At 61.7% G+C, this 23,070-nt stretch carries 21 protein-coding genes; 11 read left to right on the top strand and 10 right to left on the bottom strand.

Annotation, left to right across the window (positions count from 1 at the left end; genetic code table 11):
- Window positions 1–5: 5 nt before the first annotated feature.
- A complete protein-coding gene (locus NX84_RS00540; protein WP_039672638.1) occupies window positions 6–1,157 on the bottom strand; it encodes an MFS transporter in 1,152 nt (383 codons plus the stop codon).
- A gap of 70 nt (window positions 1,158–1,227) precedes the next feature.
- Here NX84_RS00540 and NX84_RS00535 point away from each other — a divergent pair, with 70 nt between their 5' ends.
- Window positions 1,228–2,118, top strand: a complete 891-nt coding sequence (locus NX84_RS00535) for a LysR family transcriptional regulator (protein WP_039672636.1) — start codon at window positions 1,228–1,230, stop codon at window positions 2,116–2,118.
- On the opposite strand, the gene NX84_RS00530 is transcribed toward NX84_RS00535, so the two are convergent.
- Window positions 2,066–2,959, bottom strand: coding sequence for an ArsA family ATPase (locus tag NX84_RS00530; protein WP_231913730.1), 894 nt, complete (start codon window positions 2,957–2,959; stop codon window positions 2,066–2,068). The genes NX84_RS00535 and NX84_RS00530 overlap by 53 nt on opposite strands.
- Window positions 2,960–3,792: 833 nt before the next feature.
- On the opposite strand from NX84_RS00530, the gene NX84_RS00525 reads away from it, so the two are divergent.
- Window positions 3,793–4,356, top strand: coding sequence for a DNA methyltransferase (locus NX84_RS00525; protein ID WP_039672634.1), 564 nt, complete (start codon window positions 3,793–3,795; stop codon window positions 4,354–4,356).
- Between the two features lie 155 nt (window positions 4,357–4,511).
- On the opposite strand, the gene NX84_RS00520 is transcribed toward NX84_RS00525, so the two are convergent.
- Window positions 4,512–5,114 carry a superoxide dismutase gene (locus NX84_RS00520; protein ID WP_039672633.1) on the bottom strand — a complete coding sequence of 201 codons (603 nt, stop codon included), beginning with the start codon at window positions 5,112–5,114 and terminating at the stop codon, window positions 4,512–4,514.
- A 164-nt stretch (window positions 5,115–5,278) separates the two neighbouring features.
- Between NX84_RS00520 and msrA the strand changes: the two genes are divergently transcribed.
- Window positions 5,279–5,929: a peptide-methionine (S)-S-oxide reductase MsrA gene (gene msrA / locus NX84_RS00515; RefSeq protein ID WP_039672631.1), complete on the top strand. Its 651-nt coding sequence runs from the start codon at window positions 5,279–5,281 to the stop codon at window positions 5,927–5,929.
- Between the two features lie 25 nt (window positions 5,930–5,954).
- Here the strand turns inward: msrA and NX84_RS00510 are convergent, their stop codons facing one another.
- Window positions 5,955–7,796: an alpha/beta-hydrolase family protein gene (locus NX84_RS00510; RefSeq protein ID WP_082013859.1), complete on the bottom strand. Its 1,842-nt coding sequence runs from the start codon at window positions 7,794–7,796 to the stop codon at window positions 5,955–5,957.
- 140 nt (window positions 7,797–7,936) lie between these two features.
- Between NX84_RS00510 and NX84_RS00505 the strand changes: the two genes are divergently transcribed.
- The 3 genes from NX84_RS00505 to NX84_RS00495 are packed head-to-tail and all read left to right on the top strand — an operon-like array spanning window position 7,937 to window position 10,542.
- Window positions 7,937–8,887, top strand: a complete 951-nt coding sequence (locus tag NX84_RS00505) for an L-lactate dehydrogenase (RefSeq protein ID WP_039672630.1) — start codon at window positions 7,937–7,939, stop codon at window positions 8,885–8,887.
- The gene (locus tag NX84_RS00500) at window positions 8,887–9,591 is read left to right on the top strand and encodes a glycerophosphodiester phosphodiesterase family protein (RefSeq protein ID WP_039672625.1); all 705 of its coding nucleotides are present in this window, start codon (window positions 8,887–8,889) and stop codon (window positions 9,589–9,591) included. The genes NX84_RS00505 and NX84_RS00500 overlap by 1 nt, the downstream gene beginning before the upstream one ends.
- 21 nt (window positions 9,592–9,612) lie before the next feature.
- Window positions 9,613–10,542: a DUF5926 family protein gene (locus NX84_RS00495; protein WP_039672623.1), complete on the top strand. Its 930-nt coding sequence runs from the start codon at window positions 9,613–9,615 to the stop codon at window positions 10,540–10,542.
- An 18-nt stretch (window positions 10,543–10,560) separates the two neighbouring features.
- Here the strand turns inward: NX84_RS00495 and NX84_RS00490 are convergent, their stop codons facing one another.
- From NX84_RS00490 to NX84_RS00480, 3 genes are all read right to left on the bottom strand, one after another.
- Window positions 10,561–11,940 carry an LCP family glycopolymer transferase gene (locus tag NX84_RS00490; protein WP_082013858.1) on the bottom strand — a complete coding sequence of 460 codons (1,380 nt, stop codon included), beginning with the start codon at window positions 11,938–11,940 and terminating at the stop codon, window positions 10,561–10,563.
- Between the two features lie 75 nt (window positions 11,941–12,015).
- Window positions 12,016–12,711, bottom strand: coding sequence for a CPBP family intramembrane glutamic endopeptidase (locus NX84_RS00485; RefSeq protein ID WP_039672683.1), 696 nt, complete (start codon window positions 12,709–12,711; stop codon window positions 12,016–12,018).
- 2 nt (window positions 12,712–12,713) lie between these two features.
- Window positions 12,714–13,859, bottom strand: a complete 1,146-nt coding sequence (locus NX84_RS00480; RefSeq protein WP_039672621.1) for an amidase — start codon at window positions 13,857–13,859, stop codon at window positions 12,714–12,716.
- A 33-nt stretch (window positions 13,860–13,892) separates the two neighbouring features.
- Here NX84_RS00480 and pheA point away from each other — a divergent pair, with 33 nt between their 5' ends.
- Entirely contained in the window at window positions 13,893–14,801 is a 909-nt protein-coding gene (gene pheA, locus NX84_RS00475) for a prephenate dehydratase (RefSeq protein WP_039672620.1), read from the top strand.
- Window positions 14,802–14,811: 10 nt separating this feature from the next.
- Entirely contained in the window at window positions 14,812–15,459 is a 648-nt protein-coding gene (locus tag NX84_RS00470) for a histidine phosphatase family protein (protein WP_039672618.1), read from the top strand.
- Between the two features lie 33 nt (window positions 15,460–15,492).
- Here NX84_RS00470 and NX84_RS00465 read toward each other — a convergent pair whose 3' ends face one another.
- The 3 genes from NX84_RS00465 to NX84_RS00455 all read right to left on the bottom strand — a co-directional run bounded on the left by NX84_RS00465 (window position 15,493) and on the right by NX84_RS00455 (window position 17,764).
- Window positions 15,493–15,840, bottom strand: coding sequence for a metallopeptidase family protein (locus NX84_RS00465; protein ID WP_039672616.1), 348 nt, complete (start codon window positions 15,838–15,840; stop codon window positions 15,493–15,495).
- 27 nt (window positions 15,841–15,867) lie between these two features.
- On the bottom strand, window positions 15,868–16,965 hold the full coding sequence (locus NX84_RS00460; protein WP_039672614.1) for a septum formation family protein: 1,098 nt from the start codon (window positions 16,963–16,965) through the stop codon (window positions 15,868–15,870).
- A 67-nt stretch (window positions 16,966–17,032) separates the two neighbouring features.
- Complete coding sequence (locus NX84_RS00455) at window positions 17,033–17,764, bottom strand: GntR family transcriptional regulator (protein ID WP_039672612.1); 732 nt, start codon at window positions 17,762–17,764, stop codon at window positions 17,033–17,035.
- 65 nt (window positions 17,765–17,829) lie between these two features.
- Between NX84_RS00455 and serS the strand changes: the two genes are divergently transcribed.
- The 3 genes from serS (at window position 17,830) to NX84_RS00440 (ending at window position 23,001) form a co-directional block, all read left to right on the top strand.
- Complete coding sequence (gene serS, locus NX84_RS00450) at window positions 17,830–19,095, top strand: serine--tRNA ligase (RefSeq protein WP_039672610.1); 1,266 nt, start codon at window positions 17,830–17,832, stop codon at window positions 19,093–19,095.
- Window positions 19,096–19,189: 94 nt separating this feature from the next.
- The gene (locus NX84_RS00445; protein WP_039672608.1) at window positions 19,190–20,926 is read left to right on the top strand and encodes a lysophospholipid acyltransferase family protein; all 1,737 of its coding nucleotides are present in this window, start codon (window positions 19,190–19,192) and stop codon (window positions 20,924–20,926) included.
- Between the two features lie 350 nt (window positions 20,927–21,276).
- Window positions 21,277–23,001 carry a glycerol-3-phosphate dehydrogenase/oxidase gene (locus tag NX84_RS00440; protein WP_039672606.1) on the top strand — a complete coding sequence of 575 codons (1,725 nt, stop codon included), beginning with the start codon at window positions 21,277–21,279 and terminating at the stop codon, window positions 22,999–23,001.
- Window positions 23,002–23,070 lie beyond the last annotated feature (69 nt).

The raw sequence follows: 23,070 nt of genomic DNA, 5'->3' as shown, positions 1-23,070 counted from the left end.
CGAGTTTATCCGGTTTTTCTCACAACCCAACTCATGCCCGCAATACCCACGGCCAGTAAGGCGTAGGTGGCGATGAAACCGGGCCAGGGGAGGGCGTCGAAAAGCATGCCAGACAGCGCGCCCAGGACGGAACTGCCCAGGTAATAGAAGAAGACATACAGGCTCGAGGCCTCTGCACGGTCATGCGTTGCGATGTGACCTACCCAGCCCGAAGCCGTCGAATGTGCGGCGAAGAAACCAATAGTGAGCAGGACGATTCCAAGCAAGGTGGGGATGAGGGAACCCGCGCACAGCGCGATGCCCACGGCAAACAACGCGCAGGACAGCAGCAACGTGTTGGCATGGCCTACCTGCGTGACGAGCCGGCCCGCGCGGGCTGAGGACCATGTGCCCGTGAGGTAGAAGAGGAAGACCAGTCCAGCTAGGCCGTGCGAGAGGTGGAAATGGTGGATAAGCCTGAATCCTAAGAAGTTATAGAGGGAAACGAAGGTGCCCATGGCCACGAAGGCCACGATGAACAGCGGGATGAGGCGGGTATCGCGCCCGTGGCGGAAGATGGCGCTGAGCTCTGAGCGGAAGTGAATTTCCTTCGGTGTGAAATTCTGCTGGTAGGGCAGCAGGATTGCCGCAATGATGGCCAGGATGAGAGTGACCAAGCTGGAGCCGAACAGCGCCCAGCGCCAGGAGGTGAGCTCGAGTAAACCAGTGGGGATGAGGCGGCCGGTTAGGCCACCAATGGTGGTGCCGGCAATGTAGAGGCCCATGGCTCGGGCAACGTAGTTGGATTCTAGTTCCTCCGAAATCCAGGCCATGGCGGTGGCGGGCGCGCCGGCAATAACGGCGCCCTGAAGCGCGCGGGTAGCAATGAGGATCTCCGGATTCGGAGCAAGTGGTACGAGCATGCCGATGAGTGTGGCGGCAATGGTGGAGACGAGCAGGAGCTTGCCGCGCCCAATGCGCTCGGAAATGATGGAGACTGGGATGACGCAGACGGCCAGCGCTCCGGTGGCGGCGGAAATAGTCATGGCAGCCTCGGTGGAGGACATGCCCATGTCCGCGACCAGTGTGGGGAGCATGGCTTGGGTGGGGTAGAGGCAGGAAAAAATTGCCAGGCCCACAAAGAGCATGGCGATGGTGGCGCGCCGGGTTCTCGTCATGAATCAAGCATGGCCTGCCCGCGGTTATGTGTAAAATGTACAGAAAGCAAGTAACACATGCGAGGTGTGCATGAATCTGGAGGATGTGCGCGGCGTAGTTGCTGTGGCGGACCATGGTCTGGTCGGCGCGGCGGCGGATTCCCTCGGGCTCTCCCAACCCGCCTTGACCCGCCGTGTGCAACGCGTAGAGGCGGATCTCGGCGCGAGCCTATTCCAGCGCAGTGGGCGGCGCCTGCGGCTCAACTCGTGTGGGCGGGCTTTCGTCGCGCAGGCGCGGCGGATGCTCACCGCGGAGAACGCTGCGCGCGATGCCGTGGCCCGCCTCATGGATCCGGAGCGCGGAACGGTGCGGTTGGACTTTATGCATTCCCTAGGAACCTGGATGGTCCCGGAGCTGCTCAAGGCCTATCGCGCTGAGCATCCCCACGTGGATATTCGCCTGCACCAGGGAGCTGCGCGCGTGCTGGTGGACCGTGTGCGCGCAGGCGAATCGGACTTGGCCCTGGTAGGTCCGCGCCCAGACCCCGACGCCGCGGTGGGCTGGCACCAGCTCAAACTGCAGCGCCTTGGCCTAGCGGTGCCGGAGGGCCACTGGGCGGCGGGCCGAGACAACGTGCGCCTCGAAGATTTTGCTGATGAGCCCTTCATCGGCATGTTGCCGGGGTACGGAACGCGCATGCTTCTCGATGACCTCGCGGCCCACGCCGGCTTTAGCCCGCGCCTCGTCTTCGAGTCGATGGAGCTCACAACCGTCGCGGGGCTCGTCGCGGCTGGGCTCGGCTCGGCGCTGTTGCCACTTGATGATCCGTACCTGCAGACCAGCAACCTCATCCCGCTACAGCCCGCGGCCTACCGTGAGCTCGGCCTCGTGTGGCGCATCGGCGATGAGGCACCACCCGTGGAGCGCTTCAAGAATTTCGTGGTAGGGAATCCGCCAGCGACCCCAACGCCTCCGGAGTAGAAACCTCGTGCGGCAGCCAGGGAATTTCCACCACCTGCTGGCCAGGTAGCTTCTGCGCCAGAAGGGCCAAGGCCTCATCCTCGGAGGCGCGGCGCTGCGCCAAGAATGCATCGCGGCTTGCCGGCGTGCGGCGGTTGACCACGACACCGCCCACGTGAACACCGTTGGACTTAAGGTCATCGAAGAACTCGGCGGTCTCCAGCACCGGGGTGCGGTCGGCGGTGAGGACGAGGTAGAAGGCCGTCGTGGAAGGATCGGTCAGTGCGCGGCGCAGGTGCTCAAACCGGCGGCGCCGCTTGAGCAACGTGGAGCGAATCTCCTGGTTGCGGCGGTCCACCGGGTCGATGGAACTGGCGGACACTGATTTTTCCGCCGAGGTCATGCCGCGGACTGCCGCGCCGAATTTATCGGATTTCTCGCGCCGCGCGAGCAGTCCATCGGTGTAGGCGGCCATCAGCTCAGGGAGCGCCATAAGCCGCGAGGTATGTCCTGAAGGTGCGGTATCGAAAATAATGCGATCGTAGTCCGCACGGCACTCCATGAGTTCCGCGATGCGCTCCAGCATCGCCGCTTCGTGCGTGCCTGGCGAATGCCGGGCAAGCTCCAGGTGGCGGTCAACCTCGCGGTGTAGACGCTCGGGCATGAATCGGCGCATGTGCTTGCTCACCTCCCCCAAGTGCTCCTTCGTTGCCCGCGCCGGGTCAATCTCCACGGCGGCGAGGTGGGGGTGGAGGGTCGTGGGGACGTCGGAAAGCGTGGCGTTCCAAATGTGGCCCAAGTTGTGGGCCGGATCGGTGGACACGAGCAGGACGTCCCTGCCCTCCTGGGCCAACCGGGGCACTTCACCACCATCTTGTTGAGGCCAATGGCTAGGGTAAAAGCGGATTCCGTACTTTCCACCCTGCAAAATGGAAATCTCCATCCTAATACATGATTCTGCTGTTGAATCTGCCAAATAGAAGGGCTGATCAGGTTCGTAATACCACGTTTCAGGCCCTCCAGCGATGCACTCACCAGTGGAGCGCCCTCATATGGAAAACAGAAAGACAAAAGCCATCAAACGTTGAGTACTAGTTCAACACTTGATGCTCTTTCTGTGAAACATTCAGTCAGTGAGCTGAATGGTCAGAGTAGGTTTTCCGAGTCTATTTCTTTCCATCGTTGAGCTGCCGTGCCACGTTGTTTAAATGCGCTTACGAGGTCGCGAGCTACTGCGGGATGTCCTACGATGTGGCTTACTTTTGATAGTAGTTCGTTACTATCAGTCGCTTCTGAGTTGAGGAAATCTAGGATTTCTTGTCGAGTCCTGTATTCTTGTTCGAAGGTGAGGTCATGGCATAGGCACGCTTTATCCCACGCTTTATGCCCTTCGGGGGCTGAGCTGAGTAGGATTGCGAGCCGTCCTTGGTTAAGTTCTAATTGGGAAATGCGATGCTCGATATTGTCCATGTTTTTATAAGGCCAGCCAAGCAATAACGTCTGCGACAACCATGGCGGCGATGCGGTGTTGTTGTTTTTGCATGTTAAATATGCTTTCCGTAGATATTGGCAGTGGTGCTAATAACGATAACTTCTACCGAGCTATCGCGCAGGCCGAATTTCGGCGATCTAAGATTGCTTCGGTAACCAACCTTCAACTTCCTCACACCTAGTGAAAGGGGTGAAGGAAGTCAATTGAAGTGCCCCAGAATTTCCCATCTGCTCAGACGGAACAAAACCTGGGGCACTTCAGTCTTTCCAAAGGGAACGAAGAATGTCGGCAACATCGACTACGTAGCGGGTTGGTTCATCAAGGCCGCAGAGTACATGGGCGACCACACCGTACGCACGGCATTCGTATCGACCAACTCGGTTGTCCAAGGCGAACAGGTAGCAAACATTTGGTACCCAATCACCCAATTGGGCTTCCACATTGACTTCGCGCACGACACCTTCCGTTGGGCGAACGAAGCAAGTGACCAAGCTCATGTCTTCTGCGTCATCGTGAGCTTTTCAAAGCAAAAGGTCACCCCGCGCTTATTCCACTACGAGACGCCAGACTCAAACCCGATGGATCTCCACCCGAGCCGCCTCAACACATACCTGGCCGACGCGCCGGATATTTTCGTCTGGAATCGCAATAGGCCCCTTTGCGACGTACCTGTCATCGGCATCGGCAACAAACCAATTGATGATGGAAATTATCTCTTCACCGAAGAAGAAAAAGACGAGTATCTTGCCAAAGAACCGGCGGGCTGAGATTTTCCGTCAGTTAGGGCCCTTGTGGTCAGGCACGGGCCCATATTGCTCAGTCGCAGGCACCTGAAAAACGGCGAAACCGCGCCGAGCCCTCAGAAAATCCGAGGGGCATCGGCGCGGTGTAGCGCTAGCTGGCCCTAAGGCCGGTGAGCTGCTTACTTGGTGGCAGCAGCGTAACGCTCAGCAACGTCCTCCCAGTTGAAGACGTTCCAGACTGCCTTGACGTAATCAGCCTTCACGTTCTTGTACTGGAGGTAGAAAGCGTGCTCCCACATATCCAGCATGAGCAGCGGGGTGAAGTTCACGGAGATGTTGCCCTGCTGATCGGTGAGCTGCTCAATAACCAGACGGCCAGCAATGTGGTCGTAGCCCAGAACTGCCCAACCGGAGCCCTGCAGGCCGGTAGCAACAGCGGAGAAGTGAGCCTTGAACTTCTCGAAGGAACCGAAGTCGCGGTTAATAGCCTCAGCCAGGTCACCGGTCGGCTCGCCGCCACCGTTCGGGGAAAGGTTCTTCCAGAAGATGGAGTGGTTGGTGTGGCCACCCAGGTTGAAGGCCAGGTTCTTGGACAGCGCGCGGATGGCATCAGCGTTAGCCTCGCCGTTGCGCTGCTCCTCCAGAGCCTCAAGCGCAGCGTTAGCGCCAGCAACGTAGCCAGCGTGGTGCTTGGAGTGGTGCAGCTCCATGATCTCAGCGGAGATGTGCGGCTCCAGTGCGTCGTATGCGTAGTCGAGTTCCGGAAGTTCGTAAACAGCCATTGTTGAAATCCTTTCTTTGGGGTTCGTGGCCCCATGGTAGGGGCAGATTGAGAATTTGGCCACAATACTTTTTGTCGCCGGTCCGAGGCGGTGAACAAAAACCTGGCTCGCGCACAGCGTGGGGGAGTATAAGTGGTGCAACAACACGTAAAGGAGAATCCTGCATGTTCCTCTACAAGCCCGAACCGAAGCTCGTTTCCAAGGACCAAGCCCTCCCCGGCCGGGCGGAGCCCATCCTGGACAACCCGCAGCCCCACGCCGTGCTGGGCACACCTATCAGTGGCCCGTGGAAGGAGGGACAGAAGTCCCTCATCATCGCTATCGGATGTTTCTGGGGTGCGGAAAAGATGTACTGGGAGACCGAAGGCGTGGAGTCCACCTCCGTGGGCTACGCCGGTGGAATCACCCCGAACCCCACCTATTACGAGGTCTGCCGCGGGCTGACTAACCACGCAGAAGCCGTCCACATTACCTACGACCCAGAGCGCGTAAGCTTGCGCGACCTCGTAGTGAAGGCCTTGGAGGCCCACGATCCGACTCAGGGTTTCCGCCAGGGCAACGATGTGGGAACCCAGTACCGCTCTGCCTTCTATCCAGAGACGGAGGAGGAGCGCGCGGAGATCCAGCAGCTGGTGGATTCTTACGCCGCCAAGCTTGCCGCCGCTGGCTTCGGCGCCACCACTACCGACGTCACCCTGCTCAGTGAGACGGACGCAGGCGAGTACTACTTGGCCGAGGATGAGCACCAGCAATATCTCCACAAGGTGCCCAACGGCTACTGCCCGCATCACAGCACCGGCGTGAAGTGCGGGTAGGGCCGCAGGCCGCACATGCGTGCGGCTAGAACTGTTTGCGCACCTGCGTGCGGAAGTCGCTCGGTTTGTTGAGCTGGTCGCGTGCGACGAATTCCCGCATGCGCTCCGCGAGCTCGGGGGTGAGCTGGGCGCGGGTCTGCGAGCCGAGAACGGAATCCCAGTACCAGAAGGTTTCCTCGAAGTAGTTGTGGCCGTGGCCGCCGGGAACGTTGAGCGAGTTGATCTGGTCCAGCGCTACCTGCCAAAAGGTAATGAAGGGGTACCAGTGTAGCTTCTCAAAAGTGTCTGCATGCAGGGCCTTCGGTGTGGGCTCGTGAATCCAGTTGGGCCGCGCGTAGATGAGTTTGCTATCCCACCACACGATGGGATCGGAGGCGTGTTGGCCCACCGCCACGCGGGGCCGTTCCCACGGGCCATAGGGTTCGCCAAAGGCATCGTGGGTCATGTGCTCAGGGGAGGCGGCGAAGCGGAGGTGGCGGCCGCCGTCGATAAGCGGCAGGCGCTCCAAGGAGCCGCGCTCACGGTGAAGGCGGCGCATGAAGCTCGTCATGCGCGGCGGTCCGGTGAAGACGGCGCCATCGCAGTCGGCGAGGAGGTCGTCGACGGTCTCGTAGTTTTCCACGATGGCGTAGCAGCCCAAGGATTCGCCGCTGAGATAGAACTTGGGCCGGTTATCCTCGGGCAGGAGCTCCAGGCGCTCCTGCACTGCAGTAATAAGCTCGCGGGCAAATGTGCGCGAGAGATCCTTGTCCACCAGGTAGGAAAACATTGAGGGCAAGTAATCAAACTGCACAGCTACAGTGGCGCAGTTGCCGCGGGTGAGGAATTCATAGGCGCTCACGGAATAGTTGTTAATCCATCCCGAGCCGGAGGGCAGCTGCACCACAATGGTGTTGCGGTGGAAAGCACCCGTGCGATCCATCTCCGCCACCGCTTGGCGGGCGGCGGCCTGCGGGCCGCGGCCGCGAATGAGGCCAATGTAGACACGGATCGGCTCGCGTGCCCGGTCATAGTGCATGACCTTCCTGATGTCCTCGGCACGCGGGCCACGGTCGAGGAAAGCTCTACCCTGGGAGCCGACGGCCGTCCATGGCTCATGGGACCACGGGCTTCCGGAGCGCTCCGGTTCCCAGGGCATGGAGGAGCCGGGGTAGACCAGCCGGTTGAGCTCAAGAGCGTTGATGGCAGCCGAGTGGAGCATGCGGCGCCACACCATGCGGTCACTGAGGACGGCAGCAGCAAAACCCACCACGCCGCCCGCCAGTGGCCAGGCAATCCACCGGGGAAGCCAACGCTGGACCTGATAGGAGAGCTGCGTGACGGTGAGCTGGGCAGCTTCGCCAAGAATCAAGAGCGCGCCATACCCGGCGGTACCCACAATCATGCCGAGTGCCGCGGTTTGGGGGCTGCGGTCATTGAGCTTACTTACCAAACGGGCCTGCTCCGTCTGGTTGCGCAGCGATCGAATCCCTGCCACGAAGGTGCCCAGTCCGAGGACGTAGTAGGAATAGCGGCGAGTGGTAGGGCCGACATGGTCTTGGGGTCGGCGTCCTACTAGGCGGAGTGCTTGTTTCGTAGCGAAGGCTGCGGTCGTCGCAGCGAGGTGCCCTGCGCCTTGGCCGATGGCCACATTGGCCGCCGTGACCCACCACGGGCGCGGAAGAAGCGATGGGGAGACGGCTGCCCACGTGGCAACCTCAGCGCCGAAGAGGCCGGGCCACATGTTTTGTGGCAGACGTCTCCTCCCCGTCATGCGCACGCCCGGGGTAAGATCGCTGACCAACTCCAAGCCAAAAATTGCAGCGTGAAGAACATTTTGGGTGGTCTTGAGAGCGATGCGGCGAAGGACTGTGCGCATGGTCGCCATTGAACCAGCTTTAACGCTGCCGTGCAGATGGCCGTCAAGGGATGCCCGATCGGGCAGGGAAATGTGAGATCAGACCATGGAACCTGTGAAGTCGGGCGCATAACGAGCAAAATTCGGACATTGGGGGCAGAATAGGAGTCATGGGAAATCATGTTGGAAACAAAGTAGTACTCATCGGCGCAGGCGATGTTGGAGTCGCTTACGCTTACGCTCTGGTGAACCAGGGCACTGTTGATCACCTGGCCATCATCGACATCGACGAGAAGAAGCTCGAAGGCAACGTCATGGACCTCAACCATGGTGTCGTCTGGGCCCCGTCCCGCACCCGCGTGACCAAGGGCACCTATGAGGACTGCAAGGACGCCGCCATGGTCGTCATCTGCGCAGGCGCTGCGCAGAAGCCGGGTGAGACCCGCCTCCAGCTCGTGGACAAGAACGTCAAGATCATGAACTCCATTGTGGGCGACGTTATGAAGAACGGCTTTGACGGCATCTTCCTCGTCGCCTCCAACCCGGTGGATCTGCTCACCTACGCTGTGTGGAAGGCCTCGGGCTTCCCGCACGAGCGCGTCATCGGCTCCGGTACCGTGCTGGACTCCGCTCGCTACCGCTACATGCTTTCAGAGATGGACGATGTCGCTCCGACCTCCGTCCACGCCTACATCATCGGTGAGCACGGCGACTCCGAGCTGCCCGTCGTCTCCTCCGCCAACATCGCTGGTGTCTCCCTGGCCCGCCGCTCTGAGAAGGACCCGGGATACAACGAGCGCATCGAGAAGATCTTCGAGGACACCCGCGACGCCGCCTACCACATCATTGACGCCAAGGGCTCTACCTCTTATGGCATCGGTATGGCGTTGGCACGCATTACCCGCGCAGTCATTCAGAATCAGGCTGTGGCACTTCCGGTCTCTGCCTACCTACAAGGCGAATACGGTGGTAAGGAAGATGTCTTCATCGGTACCCCGGCCATCGTTGACCGCAACGGTGTCAACCGTGTCATCGAGCTGCAGTTGGATGAGCACGAGCAGGAGCGCTTCGACCACTCCTTCAACACGCTGAACACGATTAAGGAAGAAATCTTCGGCTAGTGAAGATTGTCGCCCATAGGGGATACTCCGGGAAATATCCGGAGTTATCCCCTCTTGCCTTTGAGAAAGCGCTCGAGCTACCTATCCATGGCATCGAGTGCGATATTCGCCTGAGCAGCGATGGCAAGGTGGTGGTCCACCACGATCCCACGCTGGACCGCACCACGAACGGTTCGGGCCGGGTCTCCCGCCAGACGTGGGAGGACCTGCGCCGCCTCAACATTGGGGGCGGCCAGCGCATGCTGCTTTTCGACGAACTCCTGGAGATGCTCGACGGCAAGAGCCACCACCTCTACGTCGAAACCAAACACCCGTCGGGGCAGGGCGACATCCTTGAGGAGCAGATGGTGCTGCGGCTGCGCTACGCGGGGCTTATCGACGACCCCCGTATCCACATGATTTCCTTTTCCCACCGCGCCATCCGCCGCATGACCGCGCTTGCTCCCCAGATTGATCGCATTTATTTGCGCCGCGATTGGGAGCGTCACGTCAACCGGCCTGATGTCCTGTTATCCCAGCCCACGGGCTTGGGAATGTCGATTCTCCGCGGCAAAATCCAGCCTGATGCCATCGGTGCGCATGGCTTGCCGACGTACATGTGGACCATCGATAAGCCGGAAGACATGAAGTGGGCGTGGGCCAACGGGGTAGATATTCTCGCGACGAATGAACCTGAAGTGGCCCTGCACGCCATTGAGCTGTAAGCAACAGGTAAGTTGTTGGGTATGGCAAAGAAGAAAAAGAAGAACGAACAGCTGCCGGAGGGCATGTCCCGCCGCCAAGCTAAGCTCGCTGCCCGCGCCGCCGAGCGCGCTGCCCTGGAAAAGGATCCCCGCCCGTTTGGTGGTCTCGCCGCTGAGGCTAGCCTCGTTGCCCTGCAGGAATTCGTTCCTTCCGCAACGGCGAAGCTCTCCGTCAAGGGCTTTGACAAGGACGTTTACGTTGCGACCGTGCTGCCGGGTGCCTCTGCAGCGCTCATCCGTGATGAGGAGTCTGGCGGAGATGCTTTCGTGGGTCTGCAGGTGCAGTCCCATACCCACAACCCGGGCCGCGACCTGGCCTTTGCGCTCAACTGGGTAAAGAACAACGCGCCGGGGTCCACCCTGGAGTCTACTGCTGCCGACGGATCCCAGCCGGAGCTGTCCGAGCTTCTGGACGAATCTGCTGAGCTCGACATCACCGTCTACCAGGACTTCTCCTGGTGGATGCCGGAGGGCGCACAGGTCCCGCCGCACATGGCACAGGCTCTGCAGCGCGCCAATGATTCCGTCATCGAGTCCTACCAGGTGGGCCAGGACGCTGAGGGCCTCATCGGCACCGCCTTCTGGGCTAATGCTGGTGGCGGCAAGGCTCACATCCGCTGGGTCCGCCCGTGCGATGATGAGAATGCCTTTCTTAACGCCCTGTCCCGCGTTGCCGCACGCGGTGAACTCAACTTGGGTGAAGGTACCAAGTTCGCCGGTGTCTTCCGTACCCACGGCCTTATCGCTCCGGTCTTCGACCTTGATCCGGACGTTGCGCACGACTCTTACGAGGCCGAGCTCTCCCGCGTGAACAAGGCATTGGAGGAAGAAATCTCCAACGATGTCAACCTCAACGCTGACGAGCGCAAGCAGCTGCAGAACATCAAGTCCCGTCAGGTGACCCTGCGCTAGAAACGACCAGTCGAAGTCCTAGCGCATCGAATCCCACAGGGCCTGGGCGCCGGCGTCATCCCAAAGGACGACGTTGCCCACCACGGTGTCCTGGAAACCGCCAATCGGTACAGTTTCCGTCTCTACTCCAGAGGACATGGATAGCGCCACGCGTGCCAAGTGCCAGACGTGGTCCTTGCGGCCCACGATGAAGGAGTCCGCGGTGTGGTTGACCAAGGAGATGGCCTTGAAGGGATTCGCGATGGTCGCCGGGGATGTGGTCTTTTCCAACAGGGCGGCGAAGAACTCGCGCTGTCGCTGCACGCGGTCAAGGTCACCCATCGCGGTAGCGCGGGTACGCACATAGCCCAAGGCATCCGGCCCGCGGAGCTTCTGACAGCCGGCCTGCAAGTCAATACCGGCCAGCGGATCGTTGATGGGCTCCTGCACACAGATCTCGACGCCGCCAACGGAATCCACCACGTTGGCCAGGCCGCCCATGCCAATTTCCGCATAGTGGTCGATGTGCAGGCCGGTGGACTGCTCCACGGTCTGAGCCAGCAGCTGAGGGCCGCCGTAGGTAAAAGCAGAGTTGATCTTGTCCATGCCAAAGCCGGGGACGTCCACGTAGCTATCGCGGGGGATGGAGACCAGCTTGGCTTTGCCGGACTTCGGGATGTGCAGGAGCATGATGGTGTCCGTACGGCCCGCGCCCACGTCACCACCGGTGCCCAACTCTGCCTGCTGTTCCTCGGTAAGACCCTGGCGGGAGTCGGAGCCCACGAGTAGCCAGTTAGTGCCGGAGGTCGACGCCACCTGCTCCTCGGGCAGCGCATCGATGCGGGTCAAGCGACTATCCGTCCACAAGGTGAACACCACGGTGAAGACGAGCGCGATGGCAACGAGCCAGCCCGCGCAGCCAAAAACCTGCTTGAGGGGGTTGACCTTCTTGCGGCGGCTGTGCGGGCGGCCCTCAGCACGACGACGAGAGACGCGCCTAGGAGCATCTGGGTTATAACTGCGTGGCGGCTGGTCAGTGCGGGGTTCGTACTGCTGCTGCGCAGCGCGGTCCGCGTAGGGGCGAGATGGTTGGCGCGGCGGATTCTGGGCCATGTAAGCATCGACGTCGAAACGAGTTTCCTCGCGGCGCGACGCTGCTGGGCGGCCGCGGTAGGGCTCAGCGGACCGCGCGCCGGGACGGCGTGCTTGGGAGGACTGGGGACGGCGGCGCACTGGGCGGCCATAGCGGTCACGCAGGGGCTGGCCATCGGCGCCGAGGACGTAATCGCCCAGCTCGGCATCGCTGGCATGGGCGCCAGCAGACTGAGCCGAGCTGCCGGAACCCGCGCGGCGGTAATCGCCGGGGGATTTGCCCGCGCGGCGCGCCTCGCGCTCTGGATCGCGTCCTTGATAGGTCATGGGGAACACTGTACCGCCTAATCACTCCTGCCCCAGAGTTCACAGGGCGTGCGCGGAGCCTTTTCCAGCTACTTTTTAAGCGCCAAAGAGAGCGGCGTAACCGACGAACGCGACAGCGTCGATAAGAAAGTGCGCGATGACCAGCGGCCATACCCGTCCAGTGCGGTGAAAATACCAGCCATAGAGTAGCCCCATGACGATGTTGCCAAACCCGGCCGAGATTCCTTGATAGAGGTGGTAGGAGCCACGAAGGAGGGACGTCGCCGCTAGCGAGGCAGGAAGAGCCCAGCCGCACTGCTTGAGCCTGCTCATAAGCCAATAGACCACGACGAGCTCCTCCGCCCAGGCGTTGGCGAAGGACTTGAGCAGCAAGACGGGGATTTCAATCCAGGTATCAAAAGCGCCCGGAATGACCTCTTTGGTCCAGCCCCAGTGCAGCGCCGCGTAGTAAAGCACCAGCCCCGGCAGGCCAATGGCAGCGGCTAATGCCGCGCCATGGAGTCCATCGCGCCAGCGCAGCCGCGGCGGCCACGCCAGGAGATAGAGCACGAGCGCGCCCCACGCGATCAAGATGGCGGTGCTGCACAGCTGGAAGGCGAGGTCAAGCAGAGTCGTTGTGGACTGCGAGGAGTTGATGGTGACGGATTGCTCGTTGAGCGGGGCAGGGTTGAGGAGGGAATCCGTGAGCCGAAGGACGGCGCGTACCCCGGAGATACCAAACGTGATGGTGAGAACGATGAGAATTTCCGCCCGGAGGCGAGAGCGCGTCATGGTCATGAGTGGAGCACCTGGGCTAGGCCGAGAAGGGAGGCGTCATCCAGCGTGATGCCACCTAAGTGAACGCCGACCGGCGGGTGGTTGGGCACCGGCCACGGCACGGAGATCGCCGGAAGCTTGGCCACATTGAACAGTGATCCCCACGGCGACCAGCGGGTTTGTTCGTCGAAATTCTCCTGATGGTCGCGGGCAAGGAAGTACCCACGGAGCGGCGGATCGAAGGCCAGCGTGGGGGAGAGGACGGCATCGACCTGCCAGAACTTCCGGAGAACCCCTGGCAGAACGATGGCGTGACCACGCGCGAGCAAGAGTTCCATCTCCGCGACACGGCGGCCCTGGGCTCGAATCCACTCGGCGTAGCCTTCAGCGAACTCCAGATCCGCCAGCCGGTGGGTAAAGATGTGCTGGAAGGCCTCAAATGTTGCGGCTGCCTGCGGGTAAGGCGAGATGGCGACGGTCTCGAAACCGGCGCCCTCCAACCGGGCAGTGGCTTCGCTAACGGCGCGGAGCATGTGCGGAGCCACCTCTACCTCAGCGAAAAGAGGATCAGTGAGCACTCCAACGCGGGCGCGCGGTGTGCGCGGAGTTAGCCCATGGAGGGTAGCGCTATCAGCCACGGAGCGGGTAATAAAACCAGGCACGGAGAGATCTTCGCCGGCAGGTTTGAAGCCCACGACGCCGCACGCGGCAGCCGGAACCCGAATGGATCCACCGCCATCGGAGGCATGGGCCGCGCGCAGCAAGCCCCGCGCTACCTGCACGGCCGCACCACCGGAGGAACCGCCCGGCGTATGGCCTGGGTAGTGGGGATTATCCGGATGCGGAAGGCCCACGGGTTCCGTATCGACGCGCAAGCCCAGTTCGGGGGCGGCGGATTTGCCGATGATGACCGCGCCGGCGTCGATAAGCTCCTGCAGGAAGGGATCTGTCTCCTCGGCGAGGTAGGTGCGCTCAGCGTGGCCGTGGGTAGTGGGCATACCGGCGACGTCATTGAGATCCTTGGCAGAGAGAATCCACCCGCTCAAGCGCCCGTGGCGCTGCGGCCGGCGCTCCAGATCGATGTGCGTGAAACCGTGCTCCTCGGGGCTTAGCCCCGCAAGATCCTCGCGCAGTTTCTCCAGGGTGAACTCGCTAACGTCCATGGCGGCCCAGTCTAGTGGGCTAAGGTTGCCTGCATGAGCACCACCATCGCATTCTTGGGACCGGCCGGGACGTTTACGGAGGCGGCAATGCAACGTTTCGCCGCAGATCTGGGCGAAACGACACCGCTTCCCGTAGGTTCGCCGAAGGAAGCGCTAGCCGCGGTGCGTTCAGGCGACGCCGATTATGCCTGCGTGGCCATTGAAAATTCCGTGGACGGGCCAGTTACGGCCACGTTCGATGCGCTGGCTGATGGTTCCCCGGTCCAGATTTACCGCGAAGTGGACCTTCCGGTGTCCTTCTCCATCCTGACTCGGGGCAAGAGCGCCCAGGAGATTACAACCTTCTCGACTCATCCGGTGGCCTACCAGCAAGTTCGCGGCTGGTTGGAGGAGAATCTGCCGGGCGTGGAGTATGTCCCGGCGGCGTCGAATGGCGCGGCTGCCCAGGCTGTGGCGCGCGGCGAGGTGGATGCAGCAGCAGCCCCTGCCCGTGCCGGGGAGGTCTTTGAGCTGGATGCACTAGCGGACAATATCGCCGACGTCGAGGGCGCCACCACTCGTTTCGTCCTGGTGGGCCCCGCCGGCCAACCCACCGCGCGCACTGGCCACGACCGCACGTCCGTCATCTTTACCCTGCCCAACGAACCCGGCTCACTCGTGGGCGCCCTGCAAGAGTTTGCGCACCGCGGCGTGGACCTCACCCGCATCGAGTCCCGTCCACTCCGTACCGTCTTTGGCAATTACCGCTTCCATGCGGATCTCATCGGGCACATTGATGATCAACCCGTGGCCGAGGCCCTGCGGGCGCTGTGGCTGCGCGCAGAAGAGGTGGTCTTCGTAGGCTCGTGGCCCTCCGCTGCGGCAACGCCGAAGGCCCAGCTGGATCTGGCTCGGTTGAACCAGGCGGATGAATGGGTAGCGAAGGTACGCACCGGGCAATAATGTGTGAAGCATGACCGGAAGAATCATTCTCCTGCGCCACGGCCAGACCTTTTCCAACATTGACCGCATCATGGATACTCGCCCGCCGGGCGCCGAGCTGACCGAGCGCGGCCGCGGTCAGGCAGAGGACGTGGGCCGGGAGTTGGCCGAGCTGTGTGAAGGCCGCCGCGTACGCTTCGTCTGCTCCATTGCGCTGCGAGCCCAGCAGACGGCCATGTTGGCATCCAAGGCGTATGCCGAGGCTGCCGATGAACGCAACGTCCCCGTCGAGGTCCGCGTGGGTCTGCACGAGGTCTACGCCGGCGAGCACGAGATGAGCGGCAGCGAGGATACCCACCGCGAATACATGGTGGCCCTGCGCGGCTGGGTCGATGGTGATCCGGAAGCCCGCATGCCGGGCGGCGAAAGTTACACCGACGTGCTGGAGCGCTACCAGCCGGTGTTGGAGGACATTGCCGCGGAGCTTGGTAGCGACGAAGATGTCATCGTCGTCAGCCACGGCGCGGCAATCCGTGTGGTCACGACCCATGCCTGCGGCGTGGACCCGGACTTTGCCTACACCGGCTATATGCCCAACTGCCGCTTTACCCTCATGGAGCCACACGGCCAGCACTTTGGTCAGTGGACCCTGAAGCGCTGGGCCGATACCGACGTCTAATCGGTGATAGGTGCGGCAGGTGCCGCAGGGCGCCTACCCCCAGCCCAGCTCGTGGAGGCGGTCCTCCTCGAAGCCAAAGTAGTGGCCTACCTCGTGGAAGACGGTCACCATGACCTCGTGCGCTAGCTCTTCCTCTGAGTTGCAGATGGACTGCAGCGGCTTGCGGTAGATGGAAATGGCATCCGGCAGGTAGCCGGTGTGTGAGGCGGTGCGTTCCGTCAGCATGACTCCCTCGTAGAGGCCCAGCAGATGGGGGTTGTCTGGGTTCTCGTCCTCGACAAGGATGACGACGTTGCGCATCTGATCGACGAACCTGTCCGGAATTTTGTCCAAGGCTTCGCCTACGAGCTCTTCAAAACGCTCCTCGCTGACCTCATACATTGCTGTTCCTCTTTGTGATTCGGGCGCCTACTGTGCTGGCGCGGCAGCCGGGTCTTCGGTAGGGGCGGCAGGTGTCTCGCCACCGCCCTGGGCATTCGGATCGCGCAACGGGTTGCGCTTGGGCTGTTCGGTAGGCGGGGCGCCATCAATCATCAGACCGTCACGCCCGTCCTTGGCCGAGCCCGTCACGGTGGAGAAGAAACCACGGTTGACATGGATCAAGGAGCAATTCACCGAACGGGATCCGCCTTCCCACGATTCGCGGGACAGTGCATCCCAGAAGGGCTGCAGCGTGGACTGGTAAAGATTTTCTTCACCGCCCAGGTAATCCATGGCGTCCTGGGTACAGGTCTCCGAAAGGTGCTTGTCCAGTTCCTCATCGCTGGGGTAGCCATCGGGGAAACGCTCCGCCAGGTTAATGACGGAGACGGTCTCCATCTGGTGCGGCTCGGTACACGGCACGGTGCTGACCACCTGTGATTCATCGACCTTGCGGCATTCGCCTGGCTTGGCGACGACCGCCTGGTCCACCTCCGCCACCTTTCCCGTGGACTCTTGCGGGACACCCGCGGCGTCTGTGGTCTGTAGGCCGCACAGCAGGGTTCGGTCACCCTTCTCCCACGAGGCTGCTGGCGGCAGGATGGAGGCGATGTCGTAACGCCCCTGGGGATCCCACTTGCCGTCGAGGTAGCTCACTGTTGGTGCCTCGCAGAGCTCATCGCGCAGCGCATTCTGGCGGGTAATGTCTGGGCGCTCGGCATTGCGGCCGAACTCACTGGTGGGGTAGGCACTCAAGTCCTCGCGCGCGGAGATTTCAAAGCGGTGTGGCTTATCGCAGCTGGTCTGCTCGAATCCGGTGGCGGTGCCATCCGGCGCAATATCCCACGTCACGCATGCTCCCGCGGAGGCGGATGTGAAGGATGCTGCCGCTGCGTCTGGGGCAGAGGGGTCGGCGGCTTGGCTACCGTCGACGCTGGGGGCGGTGGACTCGTCCGCGGCCGTGTCATTGCTGGAGGAATCGCCGCTGAACACACCGTAGGCAGCCATGAAGGCGGCCGCGGCCAAGGCGGCAACGAGGACGACGCGGATGGCGGAGGCGGAGCGCCATGCAGAAGTAGTGCTCATAGAACTCCTCATAGTACCCCCTCAGGCTGAGCGGCTCCTAGATGCTTCCCGCGACCTACCGTGACGTTTACTGAGAAGCGCGGGCGACGCGGGAGGTCAGCCGGTAGCGGTCGGTGCGGTAGACCGAGGAGCACCATTCCACCGGCCGGTCCCCAGAACGGGCGAAACGGGTGATGTGGAGGAGGGGGGTGCCTGGGGAGACGTCGAGAAGCGCGGCGATCTCATCATCCGCCGCTACCGCCGTCACCGTCTGTTCGGCCTCTGTAATGGGAACGTCGAACGTCGAGCCCAAAATGGCATAGACGGACTTGTAAATGTCATTTTCCAGCAGCGTCGGCGCAAAGGTGGAGTTGTACCAGCCGTCATCGATGGAATAGGGCTCGCCATCGCCCAAGCGCAGGCGGCGCAGGTGGGTATGGGCCACGGTGGGAGTGGTATTAAAGAATTCGCACACCTCGTCCGGCGCGGTGCTGCGCTCACCGAGCAGGATCTTGGAGGACGCCGTGACCTTCTGGATCCCCATCTCATCGGAGAATGACGCTAGGTGCAGGCGGCTCACCAGTGGGTTCGGCGCCACGAACGTGCCTTTGCCACGCACGCGGCGCAGGCGGCCTTCCGCAACCAAATCCCCGATGGCGCGACGAACCGTGATGCGGGAAACGCCATAGGTTTCTTCTAAAATGCGCTCGCCAGGCAGGATATCGCCAGGCTTGAGCGTGGTGCGGCAGAGCTCCGAGAGAATATCCCGCAGCTGCGCGTGCTTAGGCACGGGGCCGTCGGTGATGATGTGAGGCGCCATAACACTATGATAGGCCGCTGGTTATTACCACCGCAAAGGGTAGTGCATGCGCTAGACTATGAGACGTGATTGATCTCAAGTTTCTTCGCGAAAACCCCGATGTAGTCCGCGCTTCCCAGGTTAACCGTGGGGAGGATCCCCAGTTGGTGGACCAGCTGCTTGCCGCCGATGAGCAGCGCCGCGCGGCGATTGTGAAGGCGGACGAACTGCGCTCTGAGCAGAACGCCTTTGGCAAGAAGATTGGCCAAGCCTCCCCGGAGGAGCGCCCGGCACTTCTGGAAGGCTCGAATGAGCTCAAGGAGAAGGTGAAGGCAGCGAGCGAGGAAGCGGCTGCCGCTGAGGCCAAGGTGGAGGAGCTGCAGTATCAGCTCTCCAACGTGGTCGAAGGCGCGCCGGCCGGTGGCGAAGATGACTTCGTGCTGATTGAGGAAGTAGGCGAAAAGCCGGAGTTCGACTTCGAGCCGAAGGATCACCTGGAGTTGGGTGAGACGCTGGGGCTTATCGATGTCAAACGCGGTGCCAAGGTCGGCGGTGCCCGCTTCTACTACCTCACTGGTGACGGCGCCTTCCTGCAGTTGGGCATGCTCATGTTGGCCGCGCAGAAGGCCCGTGAGGCTGGCTTTAAGCTCATGATCCCGCCGGTGCTCGTGCGCCCGGACGTCATGCAGGGCACGGGTTTCTTGGGCCAGCACTCGGATGAGGTTTACTACCTCCAGGAAGATGACCTTTACCTCGTCGGCACCTCGGAGGTGGCCCTGGCCGGTTATCACAAGGACGAAATCATCGACCTGTCCAACGGCCCGATTCAGTACGCTGGCTGGTCCTCCTGCTTCCGCCGTGAGGCCGGTTCGCACGGCAAGGACACCCGCGGCATTCTGCGCGTGCACCAGTTCGACAAGCTCGAGATGTTCATCTACTGCAAGCCGGAAGATGCCGAAGAGATGCACCAGAAGCTGCTCGCAATGGAAAAGGACATGCTGGCCGCTATGGAGCTGCCGTACCGCACCATCGATATCGCCGGTGGTGACTTGGGCTCCTCCGCTGCCCGCAAGTTCGACAACGAGGCATGGGTTCCCACCCAGGGCACCTACCGCGAGCTGACCTCGACCTCCAACTGCACGACCTTCCAGGCCCGCCGCCTCTCCACTCGCTACCGCGATGAGAACGGCAAGACGCAGTACGCCGCTACCCTCAACGGCACCCTCGCTACTACCCGCTGGCTCGTGGCCATCCTGGAAAACCACCAGCAGGCGGACGGTTCTGTTGTGGTTCCAGAAGCTCTTCGTCCTTTCGTGGGCAAGGATGTGCTTTACCCCGTAAACTCCCAGTAAATCGCTGCGCGCGGGGTTTCGCGCGCATCGCCCTGACTTGTCCCTCCTCGCCGCCTCCTTCAGGCGGCGAGGTTTCTTACCTGTTTGGAGCACCATGAGCGCTGTGACCAATTTTGTCTACCGGCAGATCACACACGTGGGCCGTGCGGTCACCGTGGCCCAAGGTTTGAAGATGCGCCTATCGGGCGTGGAGAACATACCGGATGAGGGCGGCGCGGTCATCGTGTGTAATCACACGGGCTATATGGACTTCCTTTTCGGTGCGTACCTGGCGTATCAGAAGAAGCGCCTCGTGCGTTACTTGGCCAAGGCCTCGGTGTTCAAGGCTCCGGTAGTGGGCCGACTCTTCGAAGTGATGGGGCATGTCCCGGTGGATCGCATTGATGGTGGGGCGTCGATTGTGAAGGGCACCGAGTTGGCCAAGAGTGGCGAGCTTGTTGGCGTCTTTGCAGAGGGCACCATCTCTCGCAGTTTCGAAATCCGATCTATGCGCAATGGTGCTGCGCGCATTGCCCACGCTGCAGGTGTGCCGATTATCCCGCAGATTATTTTTGGCTCCCAGCGCCTCTGGACCAAGGGGCAGAAGAAGCACTTGGGCCGTACGAATACGCCGATCCTCATTACGGCGCTGGAGCCCTACTACACCACTGGTGACGCCGATGCCGATATCGCGGAAGTACGTCGCCGCATGCAGGAGGCGCTTGAGGAGCTGTGGACGCAGTATGAGTCCGAGTTCGGGCCGATGCCCGCGGGCGAGTATTGGGTACCTGCCCGCAAGGGCGGTGGTGCGCCGACCTTGGAGGAGGCTGAGGCTCAGGACGCCGTGGTGGAGGATGAGCGCTACCGCGTGCGTCGTTTGCGCGATGACTTGGCCCACCTCAAAGGCTATGTCTCCGCCGCCACCATTGAGCTGGTGCGCGACCGCATGATGCTCAAAAAGTCTGCCGCGCCGGAAGAAGACGCAGTGCTTGCCGACGTCCCCTCTGACGCCGCCCCCGACAACACCACCGAGAGCGCCGCCGCCGACCAAGTTAAGGAACGTCCCCGCACCGCGCCGGAGACCCTGGAATGGATCAAGGAGAACCTCAACTCCGTGGTGGAGGAGGCGACTCGTGGCCTGGAAGAAGGTCGCGACAAGGTGACGGAGGTTATGGCGCAGCTCAAGTCGGACGTCGCCGAGGCGCAGGCGTCGATGACGGCGAGCGGCAAGGAGATCTTCGCGGGGTCCGTCGTGGAGCAGGGCCTGCTCTCGGCGGCTACGCAGTCTCGCCTCATTGTTTCCCGTCTGCCGCACCGCGTTAAGGCGGAGTACTCCGCTGTGCCGCGCATCGTCGTGGCGGATCAGAGCGCACTGAGCATGGAGGGCGGCGAAGTGTCCAAGCGTCTCCAGGAGGCGTTGGCGCAGGTGTACCCGCAGGTAGAGGAGCTGGTGATTATCTCGCAGCAGGGCACAGTGCTGGATGCCGCTGCCGTGGAGGATATCCCGCAGGACGTATGGCGTATTGCCTGTGCCGAAGGTGCTGAAGGGGTGCAGTTTAACGACGCTCCCGGTGGCCCCGTCGCGACCGCCTCCTCCCCGGCCGAGGGCCTGGCCGCGGTGGTGAAGAAGATTGGAGCCGAACCGAAGGACCTCCTCTTCTTTGCGAATGAACCCGGTGACGAGACGTTTGCCGAAGGCGACGAGGACGTCGCCGTGCATATGGTGGCCCTTGAGACCGCTCCCATTGAGGTGGTCAAGGCGGCTCGGGCCGTGACCTACTCCGCGGAGCGCTTCGGTATGGCGGAAGTGCTTGAGGCGATGGCCCGCCTGCAGAAGTCGAAGAAGAAATAAGTCGCTACATCTCCCACTTTTGGGAGATTCCCCATGCCTCTTTGCTGCCCCCTGATGGGGGTAGTGTTCTTTTTGTGTACCTACTGAGTAGTGTGAAAAAGTCCTGCTTACCCCTCCGGAACTTACGTGTGAGTAGCGTCTCCAGAACGAAAAAGGCGTGACCTATAGCATGGGGTTTGGGAGATAACTTCTTCTTCATCTCAGCCGCACGGCAACGTCCGTGGTGAACAACGCCGAGGCAACGTCGTTCGCGCGGCGGGTGAGCAACATTTGCTTGAGCTGCGCCTTTGTCATGTGAACAAGTCTTTTCCGCGCAGTGGTAAGCAGCGAGAGAGGAGATTCGGTCAACCATGACCACGACGAGTAACCACAGCTTTAACCCCGAGTATTTTGAACAGACCTGGAACGACTACTCCACTGAAGACTATGACGTCGTCATTATCGGCGGCGGCTCAGTAGGTGCTGGTGCTGCGGTGGATGCAGCCACCCGCGGTTTGAAGACGGCCGTGCTGGAATCCCAAGACTTTGCGGCAGGAACGTCCTCGCGTTCTTCCAAGATGTTCCACGGTGGACTGCGCTACCTCGCCATGTTTGACTTCCGCCTCGTTGCGGAATCCCTCAAGGAGCGCGAGCTCAACATGTCGACCTTGGCCCCGCACCTGGTCAAGCCGCTGAAGTTCATCTTCCCCCTGACCCACCGCGGTTGGGAGCGCGTCATGATGTTCGGCGGCTTTACCCTCTACGATCTCATGGGTGGTGCCAAGAGCGTCCCGATGCAGAAGCACCTCACCCGCAAGGGCGTGCTCAAGGTGACCCCGGGCCTCAAGGAGGATGCCGTCGTCGGTGGCGTGCGCTACTACGACACGCTTGTCGACGACGCCCGCCACACCATGACCGTCCTGCGCACCGCTGCTGAATACGGCGCAAGCGTGCGTACCGGTACCGAGGTTATCGGTTTCGAGAAGGACAACCGCGGCCGCATCACCGCCGCGCAGGTCCGTGACCTCGAGACCGGCCGCGAGACTACCGTTAAGGGCAAGGTCTTCATCAACGCCACGGGTGTCTGGAACGACAAGATTCAGGAGATGGCCGGCGCGGAGGGCAAGTTCACCGTTCACGCCTCCAAGGGTGTGCACATCGTTGTCCCGAAGGACGCCCTCGACGCTGACGCCGCTCTGTGCTTCGTCACCGAAAAGTCCGTGCTCTTCGTCATTCCTTGGGGCGAGTACTGGATCATCGGTACCACCGATACTGACTGGGAAAAGGGCCTGTCCCTGCCGGACCCGGCCCCAACCAAGGCAGATATCGACTACATCCTGGACCAGGTCAACCAGCGCGTGCGCAACAAGATTACCCGTGAGGACATCGTTGGTGTCTACTCCGGTCTGCGCCCGCTGCTGTCCGGTAAGTCCGACTCCACCACCAACCTCTCCCGCAACCACGCCGTTGCCCGCGTAGCCCCGGGCCTTGTCTCCGTTGCTGGTGGTAAGTACACGACCTACCGCGTTATCGGTAAGGACGCAGTGGACCTGGCCGCTAAGGAACTGGGCTTCAAGGTGGCAGAATCCGTCACCGAGCGCACCCCGATCTTGGGCGCGGACGGCTACCACGCCTTGGCCAACCAGGTTCCGGCGCTCGCGCGCCGCTACAACCTCAGCGAGGAGCGCATCGAGCATCTGCTCGGCCGCTACGGTTCCCTCATCAGCGAGGTTCTGGCTCCTGCCGCCGAGGACGCCTCCCTCCTTGAGCCGGTTCCGGGCGCTGAGAGCTACATCTGGGCTGAGGTTCGCTACGCCGTCACCCACGAAGGTGCACTGCACATCGACGACATCGTGTCTCGCCGCCTGCGCGTGGCCATCGAGTTCGCCGACCGAGGCGTTGCCGCTGCTCAGCCTATTGCTGAGTTCGTCGCGCCGCTGCTGGGCTGGGACCAGAGCGACATCGAGCGCGAGGTTTCCCACTTCAAGCAGCACACCGAGGCGGAGCTTGCCGCCGAGGCTGCCCTCACCGACCGTGAGGCAAATGACATTCTCGAGCGCGCCGGCAGCGCACGAGCCACTAAGGAAGAAGCCTAAGCGTCACGAGGCCCAGCGAGGACGTTTGCTGTCTCTCGCTGGGCCTTTGGCCTAGGCAAAAGAGAAAGG

Source organism: Corynebacterium minutissimum, from assembly GCF_000805675.1.
GTDB lineage: Bacteria > Actinomycetota > Actinomycetes > Mycobacteriales > Mycobacteriaceae > Corynebacterium > Corynebacterium minutissimum.
The sequence above is the reverse complement of the archived record's forward strand: the minus strand, read 5'-3'. Positions and strand labels throughout refer to the sequence as shown.

Excerpts from the sequence above, each read along its gene's own strand:
- NX84_RS00540 (WP_039672638.1), bottom strand. The coding sequence starts at position 1,157 with ATGACGAGAACCCGGCGCGCCACCATCGCCATGCTCTTTGTGGGCCTG.
- NX84_RS00535 (WP_039672636.1), top strand. The coding sequence starts at position 1,228 with ATGAATCTGGAGGATGTGCGCGGCGTAGTTGCTGTGGCGGACCATGGT.
- NX84_RS00520 (WP_039672633.1), bottom strand. The coding sequence starts at position 5,114 with ATGGCTGTTTACGAACTTCCGGAACTCGACTACGCATACGACGCACTG.
- msrA (WP_039672631.1), top strand. The coding sequence starts at position 5,279 with ATGTTCCTCTACAAGCCCGAACCGAAGCTCGTTTCCAAGGACCAAGCC.
- NX84_RS00510 (WP_082013859.1), bottom strand. The coding sequence starts at position 7,796 with ATGGCGACCATGCGCACAGTCCTTCGCCGCATCGCTCTCAAGACCACC.
- NX84_RS00505 (WP_039672630.1), top strand. The coding sequence starts at position 7,937 with ATGGGAAATCATGTTGGAAACAAAGTAGTACTCATCGGCGCAGGCGAT.
- NX84_RS00495 (WP_039672623.1), top strand. The coding sequence starts at position 9,613 with ATGGCAAAGAAGAAAAAGAAGAACGAACAGCTGCCGGAGGGCATGTCC.
- NX84_RS00490 (WP_082013858.1), bottom strand. The coding sequence starts at position 11,940 with ATGACCTATCAAGGACGCGATCCAGAGCGCGAGGCGCGCCGCGCGGGC.
- NX84_RS00485 (WP_039672683.1), bottom strand. The coding sequence starts at position 12,711 with ATGACGCGCTCTCGCCTCCGGGCGGAAATTCTCATCGTTCTCACCATC.
- NX84_RS00480 (WP_039672621.1), bottom strand. The coding sequence starts at position 13,859 with ATGGACGTTAGCGAGTTCACCCTGGAGAAACTGCGCGAGGATCTTGCG.
- pheA (WP_039672620.1), top strand. The coding sequence starts at position 13,893 with ATGAGCACCACCATCGCATTCTTGGGACCGGCCGGGACGTTTACGGAG.
- NX84_RS00470 (WP_039672618.1), top strand. The coding sequence starts at position 14,812 with ATGACCGGAAGAATCATTCTCCTGCGCCACGGCCAGACCTTTTCCAAC.
- NX84_RS00465 (WP_039672616.1), bottom strand. The coding sequence starts at position 15,840 with ATGTATGAGGTCAGCGAGGAGCGTTTTGAAGAGCTCGTAGGCGAAGCC.
- NX84_RS00460 (WP_039672614.1), bottom strand. The coding sequence starts at position 16,965 with ATGAGCACTACTTCTGCATGGCGCTCCGCCTCCGCCATCCGCGTCGTC.
- NX84_RS00455 (WP_039672612.1), bottom strand. The coding sequence starts at position 17,764 with ATGGCGCCTCACATCATCACCGACGGCCCCGTGCCTAAGCACGCGCAG.
- NX84_RS00445 (WP_039672608.1), top strand. The coding sequence starts at position 19,190 with ATGAGCGCTGTGACCAATTTTGTCTACCGGCAGATCACACACGTGGGC.
- NX84_RS00440 (WP_039672606.1), top strand. The coding sequence starts at position 21,277 with ATGACCACGACGAGTAACCACAGCTTTAACCCCGAGTATTTTGAACAG.